The sequence below is a fragment of the Geomonas terrae genome (genome assembly GCF_004791675.1).
GTDB classification, from domain to species: Bacteria; Desulfobacterota; Desulfuromonadia; order Geobacterales; family Geobacteraceae; genus Geomonas; species Geomonas edaphica.
In genome coordinates, this window is sequence record NZ_SRSC01000002.1 from 1,024,599 (window position 1) to 1,040,645 (window position 16,047).

The following is a 16,047-nucleotide window of genomic DNA, read 5'->3' on the forward strand; positions in this document are numbered from 1 at the left end:
CATATCGGAAGACGACGCGTAATTACAGGGAGAAACAATGCAAAAGATAGCCGTGCTCTACCTCGATGAGACGGACCGCAAGGGATGGGACGACGCCTTCCTGGGGATGCCGCACGTCATGACCGTAACCGCGGAGAACGGCCTGACCCGGGCGCTGGAAAGCGTACGCGCCATGGGGGAAGACCTGCGTGTGGCGGTGATTTCCTCAAGGTTGTACCCGTACCCCCACCCGGGACTGGTCGGCTTGCTGCGCGAGCTGAACCCGGACCTCGAGGTGCTCCTGATCTCGCGGGAGGCCTGTGCACCAGCGCTTAAGCCCTTGCTCGAAGACCACATCAGACACCTCTGCATAATGCCTACGCAAGCAGGGGTGAACGAGGAGCGCCTCCCGGCCGTGATCGACATGCTGCTCAAGCAGCGTGGCTGGGACATCTCCTGCTGCCTCAAAGAGGGAACCGTGCTGCACTCCTACCGGTTGAGCTCCAGCGAGGAAAAAGAGGACCTCATCGCGAAACTCGAAGAGCTCCTGGACGGCGAGGGCGAGGAGATGGAACTGCTCAGGCAAAAAGGCGCGCTTCTCGCCGACGAGCTCCTGGAGAACGCGATGTACGACGCCCCCCGGAGCGGCCGCGGGGACCGTCTTTTCAGCAAGGGTGAGCGGCGCAGCATGCTCCCGCGGGAGGACATCGTCTTCAGTTTCGGTTTCGACGGCGAGACCCTGTCGCTCGCCCTAACCGACAACTGGGGCAGCCTGAACCCGGACGAGGTGCTCGAGTACCTGACCCGAAACGAGGAGGAGTCGCTCGATTGCGGCGACCCCGGCGGCCGTGGGCTCTTCATCGTGTGGCGCTTCCTGGACCGCTTCCACGTCGCCGTGACGCCGGGCCACTCGACCAGGGTCGGCGGGCACCTGCATCTAAGGTCAACACTTCCCCCCGAAGCACCGCGGGGGGTCCACATAATCAACGGTTGTGAGGAGGTAGCTGCATGAATCTGGCAAATTACGTATCAAACGGAGAGGACTGCTTCATCCTTGAGGGGATCATCGACGCGCACGCCGAAGACGCGCTGAACGCGATCCCGAAGAAGGTCAAACACCCGGTCGCCAGGTTCGACTTCAGCCTGGCCGGTCGCATCAACTCCATGGGGATCGCCCTCATCCTGCGCTGTTTCAAGGAGATCAGCGACAAGGCCGAGATCCGCATCGAGGGGCTGAACCAGACGCACAGCATGCTGTTCAAAATGACCGGAGTGTTCCTGCTGGCGGCACCGGCAAAGGCTCATAGTGGGCGGAAGGAGGGGACGGCATGAAGGCGATCAATTACTTGTTCGGCAGGCTCTTTAACGACATGGACCGGCCGCTTGAAAGGCTGCGGGAAATTCGGGACTCCTACAGGGAGCTCAACGTGGAGATCTACGGCGAGCAGTTGGCCCGCATCCTGAACGAATGGTAACGGCATCCGGAGCCCGCACCGACGAACGGTTCAGCATGGAGAACGAACAAATGATGCAAGAGCGGTCAACGACCTGCCACGACAATTACAGCGCCGACACGGGCAACATGCCTCTGGACGGCATCGCTACCGTACCGATCCGGCGACTGCGCAGCTTCACCGGGCTTTCCAGTCGACGCAACGACGTCAGTTCGATGCTCTCCGCCACTATCGAAGCCACCCTGGACGGCATCATGGCCGTCGACGCGGGGGGCGAAATCGTCGCATGCAACCGGCGCTTCCAGCAGATGTGGGAGATCGACGAGGAGATCCTGGTATCGGGCGACTCGAACCGGATGCTGATCTCCCTGCTCGGCCAGGTGTGCGATCCTGTCCTTTTCTTCGAGAAAGTGACCGAACTCTACTGGCAGCCCGATCTCGAGAGCTACGACCTGGTGGAGATGCGGGACGGCCGGTGGCTGGAGCGCTTTTCCAGGCCGCACTACGAGGATGGGAAACTCGTCGGCAGGGTCTGGACCTTCCACGACATCACCGAACTTAAGAAGATGGAAAGCCAGCTCCTCCACGCGCAGAAGATGGAGGCGATCGGCACACTCGCCGGCGGCATCGCGCACGATTTCAACAACATCATGACCGCGGTCATCGGCTACACCGATCTCCTGATGATGGAATTCAACCCTCCCGCTCCTTTCAAGGGATTCCTCGAGAACATCCACACCTCTTCGAACCGGGCCATCGCGCTGGTGAGAAACCTGCTCGCCTACAGCAGGCAGGACCCCGTCTACACCGCGCGCATGGACGGCAACACGCTGGTGGAAAACGTGGTTGTGCTGTTGGAAAGGCTTGCGGGCCAGTCCGTCGCCTTCGAATGGCGTCCGTCCCGGTCGCTGCAGACAGTGCTGGTGGATCAGGCGCAGATGGAGCAGGTCCTGGTGAACCTGGTGACCAATGCCCGCGACGCCATGCCGGACGGGGGCAGGCTCACGATGACGGTGGACGGCGCGGTCCTCGGGGCCGACGACGTGGACGGCTACGCCAAGCCCGGCCCCTACGTCCGCATCTCCGTTTCGGACACGGGTTCCGGAATCGACGAGGCCACGCGGGCCAGGATCTTCGACCCCTTCTTCACCACCAAGGAGGTCGGCCAGGGAACGGGTCTCGGGCTGTCCATCAGCTACGGCATCGTGAAACGGCACGGCGGCTTCATCAAGGTGGAAAGCGAAACCGGCAGGGGTACCACCTGCACCATCTTCCTCCCCAGGACCGATGCCGCCTTAACCCTTTCCCCCTAGTCCTTCCCCACCCGAGCGCCTTTCGAACCGGCCAAACATCGGTGAAAGGTTCATAAACATTTAGCCAATCTGTAACAACGCTGTAACATTTCTCCGGCATCCTAGGACGCATTGAAGGTTCGAGCGCGACGCGGCTGCTGCCCTTTACCGGGATACGCGGCTGCCACTTGGCGACTCGAAACGCTCCCGGAGGCAACACTTGAACAGTGACGTGCGCAGTTCCTACTGCGGCAGTGAAACGGAGAAAGACGTGGCACGAGCGACGACGAAGACACGTGAGCCGGACACGGCGAAGAGGCTGAACGGGGACGCGGTATTCCGCTACCTCACCACCTTCTTCGCCTTCAGCATCCTCGCGATTCTCGCTCTGATGCTTTACGAGATGGCCGGTGAGAGCATGCCCGCCATCAAGGCGTTCGGGTGGAAATTCGTAAGTTCGAAGGATTGGGATGCCGTGCAGGAAACCTTCGGCGCCCTCCCCTACCTGTACGGGTCGGTGGTTTCCTCGGTGCTGGCCCTTCTGCTCGCCACCCCCTTGAGCATCGGGGCGGCCCTCTTCATCACCGAGATCGCACCGGGGCGCCTGGGCTCCATCGTGGCGCCGCTCGTGGAACTGCTGGCGGCGATACCCTCGGTCATCTACGGCCTCTGGGGCGTGCTGGTCATGGCGCCCTGGCTGCAGACCACGGTGCAGCCCTTCCTGATCGAGCACTTCGGGTTCATCCCGCTCTTTGATGGCGCCCCTTACGGCGTCAGCATGCTCGCCGCCATCTTCATCCTGATGATAATGGTGGTCCCGATCATCACCTCGATCACCCGCGAGGTGCTCCTCGCCGTACCGCAAAGCCAGAAGGAGGCGGCGATAGCGCTCGGCGCCACGCGTTGGGAGACCATCAAGGTCGCCATCCTCCCCTACGGCAAGTCCGGCATCCTGGGCGCTGCGATCCTGGGGCTCGGCCGCGCCATCGGCGAGACCATGGCGGTCACCATGGTGATCGGCAACGCTCCGAATATCTCGCTGTCGCTTTTGTCCCCTGCCTACACCATGCCGAGCGTGATCGCGAACGAGTTCGCCGAGGCGACCACGAAGCTGCACTCCTCCGCGCTCATGGAGATCGGCCTCATCCTCATGGTGGTTACCCTGATCGTGAACGCACTGGCGAGGCTCTTGATCTGGAGCGTCTCGCGTGAAGCGAAGGGAGGTGCGGCATGATGAACGGCATGGCTTTCCGCAAAGCGAAGAACCACCTGATGAGCTTCGTCATGCTTGCCTGCACCCTGGCGGTGCTCATCCCGCTCGCGCTCATCTTCGTGCACATCGTGAAGATGGGGATCAGTTCGCTCTCCCTGGACTTCTTCACCCACATTCCGGCCCCCACCGGTGAAGCGGGCGGCGGAATGGCCAACGGGATGCTCGGCTCGCTCATCATGATCGGCGGAGCGTCGCTCATCGGCCTCCCCATCGGCATCCTGGGCGCCATCTACCTCTCCGAGTTCGGCGGCTCCAGGATGTCGACGACAATCAGGTTCGCCGCGGACGTCCTCTCCGGCACCCCCTCGATCATCACCGGCATGGTCGCCTACACCCTGCTTGTCGTCCCGATGAAAGGGTTCTCGGGGCTTGCCGGTGCGGTGGCGCTCGCCATGATCATGATCCCGATCGTGCTGCGCACCACCGAGGAACAGTTGAAGATGGTCCCGGGTTCGCTGCGCGAAGCGTCGCTCGCCCTCGGCGTCCCCTTCTGGCGCACGAGCCTCAAGGTGACCTTGAGAAGCGCCATGTCCGGCGTGCTCACCGGCATCCTGCTCGCGGTGGCGAGGATTGCGGGCGAGACCGCACCGCTTCTTTTCACCGCGCTCGGCAACCAGTTCTGGAGCAAGAACGTCATGCAGCCGATGGCGGCACTCCCCCTGCAGATCTTCAGCTTCGCGATAGCACCCTACGAGGACTGGCACAAGCTGGCCTGGGCCGGCGCCCTCGTGCTAGTAAGCGTCATGTTCGGCTTAAGCCTCACCGCCCGCTACTTCAGCAGAAGCAGGCAGGCGCACTAGTTCCACCCACGTTTTCAAGGAAAGACAGAGGATACGATGAACAACAAGGTAAAACTGGACCAGGTAAACATACACTTCGGCAGGACCCACGCGGTGCGCGACATCAACATGAGCTTCCCGGAGAACAGCGTCACCGCCATCATCGGGCCGTCCGGGTGCGGCAAGTCGACCCTCTTGCGCTCGATGAACAGGATGCACGACCTTGTCCCCTCGGCACGGGTCACCGGTAAGATCCTCGTCGACAACGGCGACATCTACGAAAGGGGTGTCGATCCCGTCGCTATCAGGCGCCGCGTCGGCATGGTGTTCCAGAAACCGAACCCCTTCCCCGCCATGTCGATCTACGACAACGTCATCGCGGGTTACAAGCTGAACGGGAGGCTGCCGCGCGAGGAGGCGGACGAGATCGTCGAGAGCTGCCTGAAGCGCGTGGCGCTCTGGGACGAGGTGAAGGACCGTCTGAAAAGCAACGCGATGATGCTCTCCGGCGGGCAGCAGCAGCGCCTCTGCATCGCGCGCACCATCGCGGTGAAGCCCGAGGTGATCCTCATGGACGAGCCCGCCTCGGCCCTCGATCCCATCTCGACCCTGAAGATCGAGGAGCTGATCGAGGAGCTGAAGGAGCGCTACACCATCATCATCGTGACGCACAACATGCAGCAGGCCGCCCGCGTCTCCGACTACACCGCCTTTCTCTACATGGGAGACCTGGTCGAGTGTGGCGAAACGAAGAAGATATTCACCACCCCGGAAGAGAAGCGCACCGAGGACTACATCACGGGCCGTTTCGGCTAACACATAAGCAGCGCCACCAAGGAAAGCGGAGAAGACATGGAGAGAGAACATTTCAGCAGACAGTTCGACAACGAGCTGAACCAGATACGCGAGAAGCTCCTTGAGATGGGGGGTAAGGTCGAGGTGATGATCGCCAATGCCATGAAGTCCCTCGTCGAGCGGGACACGGAGCTCGCCGAGCGGACCATCGCCTTCGATCACGAGATCAACACGCTGGAGATGGTGATCGACGAGAAGTGCCTCGAGGTTTTGGCCCGCCGTCAGCCTGCCGCGCGCGACCTGCGCTTCATCACCCTGGCGCTGAAGATCGTGACCGACCTGGAGCGTATCGGCGACCAGTGCGCCAACATCTGCAAGAGGGCGCGGGAGTTGAACCAGGAGCCGGCCCTGAAGCCGTACATAGACCTGCCGCGCATGGCGCAGGCGGCCTCGGACATGGTGAAAGAGGCGCTTGATGCCTTCGTCCGCGGCGACGACGCCCTGGCCATAAAGGTCTGCCAGGACGACCAGTGCGTGGACGAGCTGAACGAGCAGATCCAACGCGAGCTTTTGACCTTCATGATGGGAGATCCGAAGTGCATCAGCCGCGCCATGAAGATCATTCAGGTCTCCAAGGGCCTTGAGCGCATCGCGGACCACGCCACCAACATTGCGGAGATGGTCATCTTCATGATCAAGGGGAAGGACATCAGGCATACCATTGCATAGGTACGCTGGTCGTCCAAGCCCCCCTCTCCCTCCGGGAGAGGGGCAGGGGTGAGGGCATCGGCAGCGACAACCTCGTCCCTTCGCAGCAACGCCCTCACCCGCCCGTCGGGCACCCTCTCCCGGAGGGAGAGGGGGAATGCAGCGGAACCTGACGCTTGATCACCAACGAAAATGCCACGGCGGCTGCCGTGGCATTTTCGTTAACGACACTATTTTTCATGACGGCTATTCCACGTGGTGTTCTCCCGGAACGAGCAGTACCGGAACTTCGATGCGGCGGGTGACCTGCTCGGCGGTGCTCCCTACCATGACTCGCTTCAGTGCCCCCTTACCTTGGCACCCCATGACGACTAACGAATAAAGCCCTGCTTTTCCCCTATTGATCACTTCATCCGCCGCTTCGCCGCGCACAAGTTCGATGCCAACCTCGCTTGCCCCAAGCCGCTCAAGACGCCTTTTCTTCGCTTCCAGCAGATACTGCGCATCCTCTTCGGTTCGTCCATCCTCGGCATCCTCATCACTGGGAAGGACGTGCAAGAGCGTGATCGCGGCGCCATGCTGCTCCAGTGCGATCTTACCGAGGTAGTCAAGCCCCCGCTCAGACGCATCCGAGAAATCGGTAGGGAAAAGGATATGCCTGAACAGGCTGCCGCACCCTTCGTCTCCGCCCCCTCCCCCTACTCTTTCCGCGGCATCAACACGATAAAGCAGCAGCGGGCGCAAGGTCCGGGCCAGGAGAGCCGCGGACACGCTCCCCAAGGTGGCAAGCGCGATCACAGCCTTGCTGTGCGAACCTATAACGATCCCGCGCACATCATGCTTCTCCGCAGCCGCGTCCAGGACCGAAGCAGGCACGCCATGAAGCACTTCGGCGGCAACGTTGATACCATGCTCTTCAAGCAGTTCCTTCTGCCTCCGAAAAGCTCCCTCTGCCTCGGATGACAAAAGCGTTCCAGCAGAGGCCGCGACCGACTCTACCACGTGTAGCAACACGATGTCTTTTGTACCGATCTGCTGTAACTGAGCGGCACATGCGATGAGGGAAAATGAAGCAGGAGTCAGATCGGTGCAAACCATCATTTTTCTGAACATGCTTGCCTCCTTTTTTTACTGCTCATTACATTTTCCAAGCTCTCGCACAAATATCAAGTCAACAGCTCGATCACAGTAAGTTAGCACTTACCTTTCAGAGAACGCTAACAGCCCCCCAGATCCTTTAAACTCCTGCTGTACCGGCAAGATGCAGTTCCATTCCACGCCAGCGAGCTCGTCTTCACGATGGTGAAACACCTGGTCTTAAGAACGCTGCGCGTGGTGACGATGACGCTGCATGCGGTGACGATGACGCTGCGCGTGGTAACGATAACGCTGCGCGCGGTGACGATGACGCTGCGTGTGGTGACGATAGCGCTGCGCGTGGTGACGATAACATTGCGCGAGGTGACGATAACACTGCGCGAGGTGACGATGACGCTGCGCGCGGTGACGATAACACTGCGCGCGGTGACGATGACGCTGCGTGTGGTGACGATAACATTGCGCGTGGTGACGATGACGCTGCGTGTGGTGACGATAACATTGCGCGAGGTGACGATGACGCTGCGCGCGGTGACGATGACGCTGCGTGTGGTGACGATAACATTGCGCGAGGTGACGATAACGCTGCGCGCGGTGACGATAACACGGCGTGCGGTGACGATAACGCGGCGCGTGGTCGCGATGACAAGGCTTGCGGTCGTGATGATAAAAGCGCGTGGTCAGGATTGTAAGGGGTTGTAAAGAGATTCTTATAGAAGGCGGGCTCTACCGCGTCGCTATGTGAACAGTTTATTCCGCGATCCGCGGATTCCTGCGGACAACGAAAAATCCGGGTGGCGGCAAAGCCGCACACCCGGACGTGTTGTTCTTCTTGTTTTTGAAGCGGACTACTTGATGGTCTTTATCGTCTTCTGAACCATCTTCACTACGCTCTCCGGCAGCGGCGCGTAGAGCATGGGGGCGGCCATCTTCTGTCCCCTGGTCATGGCCCAGTTAAGGAACTCGGCCAGGTGTTTACCCTTGGCGGCGTCCTTCTGGTTTTCGTAGACGAGGAGCCAGGTGAAGCCGACCACCGGGTATGCGTCCTTGCCGGGCTGGTTCACCAGGGAGATGCGGTAGTCAGCCGGCATGTTTTTAACCGCACCTGCCGCGGCGGCGCTAGTCGACTTGATGGAAGGTGCCACGAAGACACCTGCCTGGTTCTTGAGCGATGCGTAGGGGAGTTTGTTCTCGAAGGCGTAGGCAAGCTCGACGTAACCGATGGAATACGGGGTGGTCTTGATCTGTCCGGCTACCCCCTCGTTACCCTTGCCGCCAAGACCTACAGGCCACTTCACCGCGGCGCCCTTGCCGACCTTTTTCGCCCACTCAGCGTTCACGCCGGAGAGGTAATCGGTGAAAATGCTGGTGGTGCCGGACCCGTCGGAGCGGTGCACGACGATGATCGGTTTGGCGGGGAGGTTCACACCTTTGTTGTCGTCAGCGATCCTCGGATCGTTCCATTTGGTGATCTTGCCGAGGTAGATGTTGGCGACGTCCTCGGAGTTCAGCTTGATGCCAGAGGGAACGCCGGGGAGGTTGTAGGTGACAACAACGGCGCCCATCACGGTCGGGATGTGGATCAGTTTGCCCGGGGCGCCCTTAAGCTCGGCGTCAGAGAGGAACTTGTCGCTTGCGCCGAAGTCAACGGTCTGCGCGGTGATCTGTTTGATGCCGCCGCCCGAACCGATGGACTGGTAGTTGAACTTGACGCTCTTGTCCACCTTGGCGTACTCGGTGAACCATTTGGAGTACAGCGGATACGGGAAGGTTGCGCCGGCTCCGTTTATGAGTGTTGCTGCGTTTGCCTGGCCTGCGCCGCCCACTGCGGCTACCAAAGCGAGAGCGAAAAATGCCTTTTTGATCGTCTGAATCATTCATTTTCTCCTTTGTCTGTTTGTGCAAACTATAGGAGCCAAATGTTGCGGTTTCGTTACAGCCTCAGCAAGAATCTGTGAAGACAGATAAATCATCATTGACTACATCCGCCAATGCGGATATAGTCCTCACCCATGAACGACATCCTGCTTCTCTACAAATCGCTGGCCGATGAGACCCGACTGCGCATCCTCGCGCTGCTTCTTGGCGAGGGTGGTGAGCTCTGCGTCTGCGACATCATCGCCGCTTTGAAACTCCCACAGTCTACCATCTCGCGCCAGCTTGCCATCCTGAAGAAGACCGGATGGGTGAATGACCGCCGCTGCGGCCTCTGGATCTATTATTCCGTGCGCGAGAACGCGGGACCGCAGAGTGAGCTCATCCCGCTTCTGAAAAAACAGCTCCTGAAGACCGGCACCTCGGCGGACGATCGCGAAACACTCGCCGGCTTCGGTTGCGACAACAGCTGCGCCTAAAAAAATTTTGCCCGCATATATCCGCCGGAACGGATATTGGAGGCCGCACATGCCCCGGAAAAAGATCCTGTTTCTCTGCACCCACAATTCCTGCCGCTCGCAGATGGCCGAGGGGCTCGCGAACCATTTCCTTGAAGACGAGGTGGAAGCCTTCTCCGCAGGGACCGAGGCGACCCGCGTGAACCCGCTCGCGGCGAAAGTCCTCACCGAAATCGGCATCGACATCTCCGGCCAGTACTCGAAGACCGTCGATGAGTTCGAGGGGCAAAGCTTCGATCACGTCATCACCCTCTGCGGGGACGCCAACGACAAGTGCCCTCTCTTCATCGGAGGTGTCACGCGCACCCACTACGGCTTCGACGATCCCTCGCGTATCCAGGGAAGCGAGGAGGAAGTCCTGCCGCAGTTTCGCCGCGTGCGTGACGAAATAAAGAACTGGATCATGGAAACCTTCGGAGGCACCAAGTGAGCGAACATCTTTCCCGCAAACTCTCTTTCCTCGACCGCTGGCTGACCCTTTGGATCTTCGCCGCCATGGCGCTCGGCGTGGGGCTCGGCTACTTTGTCCCGGGTGTCGAGACACTCGTCAACAGTTTCCAGGTCGGCACCACGAACATACCGATCGCGGCGGGACTCATCCTGATGATGTATCCCCCCTTCGCCAAGGTTAAGTACGAGGAGATGCCCGAGGTCTTCCGCAACAAGAAGGTCCTCGCACTGTCTCTCATTCAGAACTGGTTGATCGGGCCGGTGCTCATGTTCGTCCTTGCCGTGCTCCTTTTGCCGGACAAGCCGGAGTACATGGTCGGCCTCATCATGATCGGTCTCGCCCGCTGCATCGCCATGGTGGTGGTATGGAACGAACTCGCGAAGGGTAGCACCGAGTACGCAGCGGGCCTCGTAGCCTTCAACAGCATCTTCCAGGTCCTCTTTTACAGCGTCTATGCCTGGTTCTTCATCACCGTGCTGCCGCCGCTCGTGGGTCTTCAGGGTGTGGCGGTGGACGTAAGCATCGGCGACATCGCGAAAAGCGTCTTCATCTACCTCGGCATCCCCTGCATCGCCGGCGCCCTGACCCGTCTTTTCGGCGTGAAGTTCATGGGCAAGGAGCGCTATCACCGGGAGTTCGTCCCGAAGGTCGGTCCCATCACCCTGATCGCCCTCCTCTTCACAATCGTGGTGATGTTCAGCCTGAAGGGACAGCTGATCGTGCAGCTCCCCATGGACGTCGTGCGCATCGCGATCCCCATGCTGATCTACTTCATCGTCATGTTCCTCGTCTCCTTCTGGATGGGAAAACGGATGGGAGCCGACTACAGCAAGACCACGACGCTTGCCTTCACCGCGGCGAGCAACAACTTCGAGCTCGCCATAGCCGTCGCCGTAGCGGTCTTTGGCCTGAACTCCGGGGCCGCCTTCGCCGCGGTCATCGGTCCCCTGGTCGAGGTGCCGGTGATGATCGGCCTGGTCAACGTCGCCTTCTGGTTCCAGCGCCGAATGACGGCAGCATAGGGGGATTGATATGCTGAAACAAGCGGCGGACTACCTCACCTTCGATCTGCTCGGCCTCGTTCCCGGTTCCCGCGGCGGCGAGGCGCTCAACTTCTTTCTCTACGACACGGTGAAGATCTTTTTCCTGCTCACCTCCATCATCTTCGTCGTAGCGGTGATCCGCTCCTCGTTCCCGCCGGAGAAGACCAAGCGCATGCTCGCGCACAAAAGGGAGTACGTCGGCAACGTGCTCGCCGCCCTTTTGGGCATCGTCACCCCCTTTTGTTCCTGCTCGGCGGTCCCCCTCTTCATCGGCTTCGTCGAGAGCGGAGTACCGTTAGGAGTCACCTTCTCCTTCCTCGTCTCCTCTCCGATGGTCAACGAGGTGGCGCTCATCATGCTCTGGGGGCTCTTCGGCTGGAAGATTGCCGCCATCTACATCGGGACGGGACTCGTGGTCGCCATAGTCGCCGGAATCATCATCGGGAAGCTGAAGATGGAGCGGTACGTCCAGGACTACGTCTGGCAGATGCAGGTGGGACAGGCCGACCTAGTCATTCCGGATTTTCGGGGGAAGCTCGATTACGCCCGGGAGTACACCTTGGGCCTTCTGAAGAAGATCTGGCCCTACGTGATCGTGGGTATCGGGCTCGGCGCCTTCATCCACGGCTATGTCCCCGCCGACTTTCTCGCGCGCTGGGCGGGACGGGACAACCCTTTCGCGGTGCCGGTCGCGGTGGCACTTGGGGTGCCGCTTTACAGTAACGCCGCCGGAGTGATCCCCATCGTGCATGCGCTCATGGAGAAGGGTATGGCGATGGGAACCGTGCTCGCCTTCATGATGGCGGTGACGGCGCTTTCGCTCCCGGAGGCGGTGATCCTCAGCAACGTCCTCAAACGGCCGCTTCTGGCAACTTTCTTCGGCATTGTCGCCGTTGCGATAACGATAGTGGGGTATCTCTTCAACGCCATCCTCTAAACACCCAGAAAAGGAGAACGACATGAAAATCGAAGTGCTCGGAACCGGCTGCGCCAAATGCAAGACCCTCTACGAACACACCGTTACCGCCGTCGCCAACAGCGGCAAGGACGCCGAGGTCGTGAAAGTCGAGGACATCCCTTCCATCATGAAGTACGGCGTCATGAGCACCCCCGCCCTCGTCATCGACGGCAAGGTCGCGTTCTCCGGCAAGGTCGCGTCGATCATAGAAATCATGGCGCTCCTGTAGCCGCCGACACACAGAAAGGGAATCCGCCATGAAAATCGCAGCCACCCTCGCGCTTTTACTCGTCTCCGCCGCTCTCGCCCACGCCGAGCTCCCCGCAGCAACGGACGCCGCCGTGGCGAATGCGCTTCGCTCCGGGAAACCGACCGTCATCGACCTCGGAGCCCGCACCTGCATCCCCTGTAAAAAGATGGCACCGATCCTGGAGAACCTCGCTGCCGAGTACCGCGGAAAAGCCTCCGTCCTCTTCATCGACGTTCACGAAAACCAGGCGGCCGCTGACAAGTTCCGCGTGCAGATGATCCCGACGCAGATCTTCTTCGATAAAAACGGCAAGGAGATCAAGCGGCACATCGGGTTCATCGACAAGACGGAAATGGTGCGGGATCTGAAGGCTGCGGGGCTCAAGTGACCATGCTGGATGACATCGAGCGCATCATCGCACTCTACCCGTTCGCGGCGTTTGGGGCGGTTTTTCTCGCCGGTGTCCTCTCCTCGGCATCCCCCTGCGTCCTGACCACCATCCCCCTGGTGGTCGGGTTCACCGGGGGATACGCCGACGGGGACCGGATGAAGGCGTTTCGTTACTCGCTTTTCTTCGTCTTCGGTCTTTCCCTCACCTTCACCGCCTTCGGGGCGGCGGCGGGGCTTCTCGGCACCATGTTCGGCACCCTCGGCGGCAAGTGGTACCTCATCGCGGGGACCATCGCCCTTCTCATGGGGCTGCAGATGATGGAGATGTACCGGTTCGAACTGCCGTGGCGCACCGAGTGGCGCCCGCGGCAGGCCGGACTTTTCGGAGCCTTCATCCTCGGCCTCTTCTTCGGCATCGTCTCTTCCCCCTGCGCCACGCCGGTGCTCGTCGTGCTGCTCACCCTGGTGGCGAGCAAGGCGCAGGTCCTCTACGGCATCGCCCTCCTCTTTTGCTACGCCATCGGGCACTGCCTCCTCATGCTTTTCGCCGGGACCTGCACCGGGTTCGTCGAATCCTTCGCCAAGTCGAAGGGGATCCAGGGGCTCTCCACGTGGGCCAAGCGGTTTAGTGGCGCAATCGTCGCCATCGCGGGTGGATGGTTCGTCTGGCAGGGGCTCGCCTCCTTACTGTGAGCTTTCGGCTCAACACTCCTGGATCCAGCATCCCCCTGTAAAAGCAAATCCCCCCTGCCCCCCGTGCCTTGGCGAAGGGGGGAACGTACGGCTCATGCTGCGCTTCCTGGACAGCCGTACTCCACGGGTCAGTTCCATGAAGAACCAATAAAACACCATCGATAGCGTCGTAACTACAGGTGCGACCGTTACATCTTGACATTCATATTTCTAAATGATAAAACGCGGCCTGTCCGACGAACCTAGCAATGGAGGTATGATGGCCGAGTTGTTCAGCACCAAGATATGGGATCACGCCAGAAACCCTCGCAACTTAGGATTACTGACCGACGCGGACGTGCTGGTACAGGCGGGAGATCCTTCGCAAGGAGACGCTTTTCTCTACCTGTTCAAGATCCGTGATGAGCAGGTTGAAGCGGCGCGTTTTCTCGCCAAGGGTAACCCCGCCGCGGTAGCCGCCTCCTCGGTTGCGACGGAACTTGCCGTCGGCAAATCCCTGGACGAAGTGCTGGCCATAGGACCCGTCACCATCGCGAGGGCACTCGGGGGGATGCCAGAGGAGAAAATGTACTGCTGCCGCATGGCCGCCACCGCGCTTCACACGGCGGTGCACCAGTATCGCAGTTCGGAGGAAGACCCCGTCTTTTGCTTCGCGACTGGCGCGTAAGGCATAGTCGCCCCAGCCAACTCACTCAAAACAAAAAACTCCGAGAACGCTCAAGGCGCTTTCGGAGTTTTTTTTACGGCATGTGTTTTAAGAATCAGAGGATGTAATCGGTGGAGAGGAAATGGGACTTCCTCTCCTTTACGATGCCGGTGATGATCTCCCGGTTCGCGTCCGTTTCCCTTGCGGCGACCACGATCCTGATGGAGAAGACGCGCAGCGCATCCGCTACGGACTGGGTTCCCTCGGCGGAGTTTTTCCGGCCGTTGAAGGGGAAGCTGTCCGGGCTTCTCTGGCACTTGCTGTTGATATTGATACGGCAGACCTGGTTCACCAGCGCGTCGATCAACTGGGCCAACTGGTCCTCGTTGCGCCCGAAGATGCTCGCCTGCTGGCCGTAGGGGGAGCTGACCACGTAGTCGATGGTCTCCTTCAGATCATCGAAGACCACCACCGGGACCACCGGGCCGAACTGCTCCTCGTGGTAGACGCGCATCTGCGGCGTCACCGGGTAAAGGAGCGCAGGGTAGAAGAAGGAGCCGCTCCTGGTCCCACCGCAGTCGTTCACCACCTGCGCGCCGTGCTTCTCCGCGTCGCGCAAAAGCCCTTCCAGGTACTCAGGCTTCTCCGGCTCGGGGAGTGCGGTGATCGCCACCTTCTCCTGCCAGGGTACGCCGCATTTCAGCCGCCCGATCCCCTCCGCCATCCCCTTCAGGAATCCCTCCGCGATGCTGCGGTGCACGAAGATGATCTTCAGCGCGGTGCAGCGCTGCCCGTTGAAGCTCAGTGCACCCGAGAGGCACTCCTCTACCGCCAGTTCCAGGTCCGCGTCCGGCAAGACGATGGCGGGATTCTTCGCGTCCAGCCCGAGCACGCAGCGCAACCGGTGCGGACGGGGGTGACTCGCGCGCAGCGCATCGGCCACGCGGCTTGTCCCGATGAAGCCGAGGACGTCGACGCGGCCGGTCGCCATGAGCGGCGGAAGGATCTCCTCACCGTCGCCGTACACCGTGTTGACGACACCTGCCGGGAAGCAGTCGCGGAAGGCTTCAAGCAGCGGCTCGAAGATGAGGACACCGAAGCGGGGCGGCTTCAGCACTATGGTGTTGCCCATCACGAGCGACGGAATTAGCGTGGTGAAGGTCTCGTACAGCGGGAAGTTGTATGGGCCCATGCAGAGAACGACGCCCAGGGGGGCGCGGCGGATCTGGCCGATGATCCCCTGCTGGATGACGAAGCGGGATGAGACGCGATCCAGTTCCTTCAGCGCGTCGATGGTGTCCTTCACGTAGGCGAGCGCGCGGTCGAATTCGGCCTCGGCCTCCTTGATCGACTTGCCGATCTCCCACATGAGGAGCTTCACCACCTCGGCGCGCCGCTCCTTTACCGATGCGGCAAAGCATTGCACGCACTTGATCCGCTCACCGACCGACATGGTGGGCCAGGCGCCTCTGCCGTTATCGTACGCGGCCACCGCCACGTCGAGCGCCTCCAGCGCTGCGGGAACAGACAACGCCGGTGCCTCCCCTACCCTTTGCGCTTCGGACTGCTCACCCGTTCGCACCTGTACCGGCGAAAGCACCTCCTGCATCGGCCCTTCCCAGCGGCGCAGCTCGCCGCCGATCAGGTAGAGTTCCTGGCGGATCGGGTTCTCGATACGGTACTGGGGGGGGATTTCCTGCGATAACGGGGACAGTCCTGCGAGCTTCTTCTTCACGTTGCCTTCCTTCCGACAGATGTTATTGCGGGTGACGTTTCGCGCTACCGGAGGGTCCCGGGAAGCCACGAAGTCATCGAAAAGCTATACGCCAACTGGGAGCGAGGGTC

At 60.6% G+C, this 16,047-nt stretch carries 20 protein-coding genes; 17 read left to right on the plus strand and 3 right to left on the minus strand.

What is annotated here, in order from left to right; all coding sequences use genetic code 11:
* The first annotated feature begins 37 nt into the window (after positions 1–37).
* The 8 genes from E4633_RS11575 (at position 38) to phoU (ending at position 6,301) form a co-directional block, all read left to right on the plus strand.
* Positions 38–991 carry a hypothetical protein gene (locus E4633_RS11575; RefSeq protein ID WP_135870387.1) on the plus strand — a complete coding sequence of 318 codons (954 nt, stop codon included), beginning with the start codon at positions 38–40 and terminating at the stop codon, positions 989–991.
* A complete protein-coding gene (locus E4633_RS11580) occupies positions 988–1,311 on the plus strand; it encodes an STAS domain-containing protein (RefSeq protein WP_135870388.1) in 324 nt (107 codons plus the stop codon). The genes E4633_RS11575 and E4633_RS11580 overlap by 4 nt, the downstream gene beginning before the upstream one ends.
* Entirely contained in the window at positions 1,308–1,454 is a 147-nt protein-coding gene (locus E4633_RS20595; protein ID WP_198419423.1) for a hypothetical protein, read from the plus strand. The genes E4633_RS11580 and E4633_RS20595 overlap by 4 nt, the downstream gene beginning before the upstream one ends.
* Before the next feature lie 50 nt (positions 1,455–1,504).
* Positions 1,505–2,746 carry a two-component system sensor histidine kinase NtrB gene (locus E4633_RS11585; RefSeq protein ID WP_246038041.1) on the plus strand — a complete coding sequence of 414 codons (1,242 nt, stop codon included), beginning with the start codon at positions 1,505–1,507 and terminating at the stop codon, positions 2,744–2,746.
* A 250-nt stretch (positions 2,747–2,996) separates the two neighbouring features.
* A complete protein-coding gene (pstC, locus tag E4633_RS11590) occupies positions 2,997–3,959 on the plus strand; it encodes a phosphate ABC transporter permease subunit PstC (RefSeq protein WP_407925455.1) in 963 nt (320 codons plus the stop codon).
* The gene (gene pstA, locus E4633_RS11595; protein ID WP_135870391.1) at positions 3,956–4,798 is read left to right on the plus strand and encodes a phosphate ABC transporter permease PstA; all 843 of its coding nucleotides are present in this window, start codon (positions 3,956–3,958) and stop codon (positions 4,796–4,798) included. The genes pstC and pstA overlap by 4 nt, the downstream gene beginning before the upstream one ends.
* A 36-nt stretch (positions 4,799–4,834) precedes the next feature.
* Positions 4,835–5,593 carry a phosphate ABC transporter ATP-binding protein PstB gene (gene pstB / locus E4633_RS11600; RefSeq protein ID WP_135870392.1) on the plus strand — a complete coding sequence of 253 codons (759 nt, stop codon included), beginning with the start codon at positions 4,835–4,837 and terminating at the stop codon, positions 5,591–5,593.
* Positions 5,594–5,629: 36 nt separating this feature from the next.
* A complete protein-coding gene (gene phoU, locus E4633_RS11605) occupies positions 5,630–6,301 on the plus strand; it encodes a phosphate signaling complex protein PhoU (protein WP_135870393.1) in 672 nt (223 codons plus the stop codon).
* Positions 6,302–6,526: 225 nt separating this feature from the next.
* Here the strand turns inward: phoU and E4633_RS11610 are convergent, their stop codons facing one another.
* Positions 6,527–7,393 (minus strand): universal stress protein, encoded by an 867-nt coding sequence (locus E4633_RS11610; protein WP_135870394.1) that lies wholly within the window; start codon positions 7,391–7,393, stop codon positions 6,527–6,529.
* Positions 7,394–7,731: 338 nt separating this feature from the next.
* Here E4633_RS11610 and E4633_RS11615 point away from each other — a divergent pair, with 338 nt between their 5' ends.
* Positions 7,732–8,070 (plus strand): hypothetical protein, encoded by a 339-nt coding sequence (locus E4633_RS11615; RefSeq protein ID WP_407925456.1) that lies wholly within the window; start codon positions 7,732–7,734, stop codon positions 8,068–8,070.
* Between the two features lie 156 nt (positions 8,071–8,226).
* On the opposite strand, the gene pstS is transcribed toward E4633_RS11615, so the two are convergent.
* The gene (gene pstS, locus E4633_RS11620; protein WP_135870396.1) at positions 8,227–9,255 is read right to left on the minus strand and encodes a phosphate ABC transporter substrate-binding protein PstS; all 1,029 of its coding nucleotides are present in this window, start codon (positions 9,253–9,255) and stop codon (positions 8,227–8,229) included.
* Between the two features lie 135 nt (positions 9,256–9,390).
* Here pstS and E4633_RS11625 point away from each other — a divergent pair, with 135 nt between their 5' ends.
* The 8 genes from E4633_RS11625 to E4633_RS11660 all read left to right on the plus strand — a co-directional run bounded on the left by E4633_RS11625 (position 9,391) and on the right by E4633_RS11660 (position 14,223).
* Complete coding sequence (locus E4633_RS11625; RefSeq protein WP_135870397.1) at positions 9,391–9,732, plus strand: ArsR/SmtB family transcription factor; 342 nt, start codon at positions 9,391–9,393, stop codon at positions 9,730–9,732.
* 49 nt (positions 9,733–9,781) lie between these two features.
* Positions 9,782–10,201 (plus strand): arsenate reductase ArsC, encoded by a 420-nt coding sequence (locus E4633_RS11630; protein ID WP_135870398.1) that lies wholly within the window; start codon positions 9,782–9,784, stop codon positions 10,199–10,201.
* Positions 10,198–11,244 carry an ACR3 family arsenite efflux transporter gene (gene arsB, locus E4633_RS11635; protein WP_135870399.1) on the plus strand — a complete coding sequence of 349 codons (1,047 nt, stop codon included), beginning with the start codon at positions 10,198–10,200 and terminating at the stop codon, positions 11,242–11,244. The genes E4633_RS11630 and arsB overlap by 4 nt, the downstream gene beginning before the upstream one ends.
* A 10-nt stretch (positions 11,245–11,254) precedes the next feature.
* Entirely contained in the window at positions 11,255–12,202 is a 948-nt protein-coding gene (locus tag E4633_RS11640; RefSeq protein ID WP_135870400.1) for a permease, read from the plus strand.
* A gap of 22 nt (positions 12,203–12,224) precedes the next feature.
* A complete protein-coding gene (locus E4633_RS11645) occupies positions 12,225–12,452 on the plus strand; it encodes a thioredoxin family protein (RefSeq protein ID WP_129126023.1) in 228 nt (75 codons plus the stop codon).
* 28 nt (positions 12,453–12,480) lie between these two features.
* Positions 12,481–12,861 carry a thioredoxin family protein gene (locus E4633_RS11650; RefSeq protein ID WP_135870401.1) on the plus strand — a complete coding sequence of 127 codons (381 nt, stop codon included), beginning with the start codon at positions 12,481–12,483 and terminating at the stop codon, positions 12,859–12,861.
* Complete coding sequence (locus E4633_RS11655) at positions 12,858–13,556, plus strand: cytochrome c biogenesis CcdA family protein (RefSeq protein ID WP_135870402.1); 699 nt, start codon at positions 12,858–12,860, stop codon at positions 13,554–13,556. The genes E4633_RS11650 and E4633_RS11655 overlap by 4 nt, the downstream gene beginning before the upstream one ends.
* A 259-nt stretch (positions 13,557–13,815) precedes the next feature.
* Positions 13,816–14,223, plus strand: a complete 408-nt coding sequence (locus E4633_RS11660; RefSeq protein ID WP_135870403.1) for an iron-sulfur cluster assembly scaffold protein — start codon at positions 13,816–13,818, stop codon at positions 14,221–14,223.
* A 94-nt stretch (positions 14,224–14,317) separates the two neighbouring features.
* Here E4633_RS11660 and E4633_RS11665 read toward each other — a convergent pair whose 3' ends face one another.
* Complete coding sequence (locus E4633_RS11665; protein ID WP_135870404.1) at positions 14,318–15,937, minus strand: NADP-dependent glyceraldehyde-3-phosphate dehydrogenase; 1,620 nt, start codon at positions 15,935–15,937, stop codon at positions 14,318–14,320.
* Between the last annotated feature and the right edge of the window lie 110 nt (positions 15,938–16,047).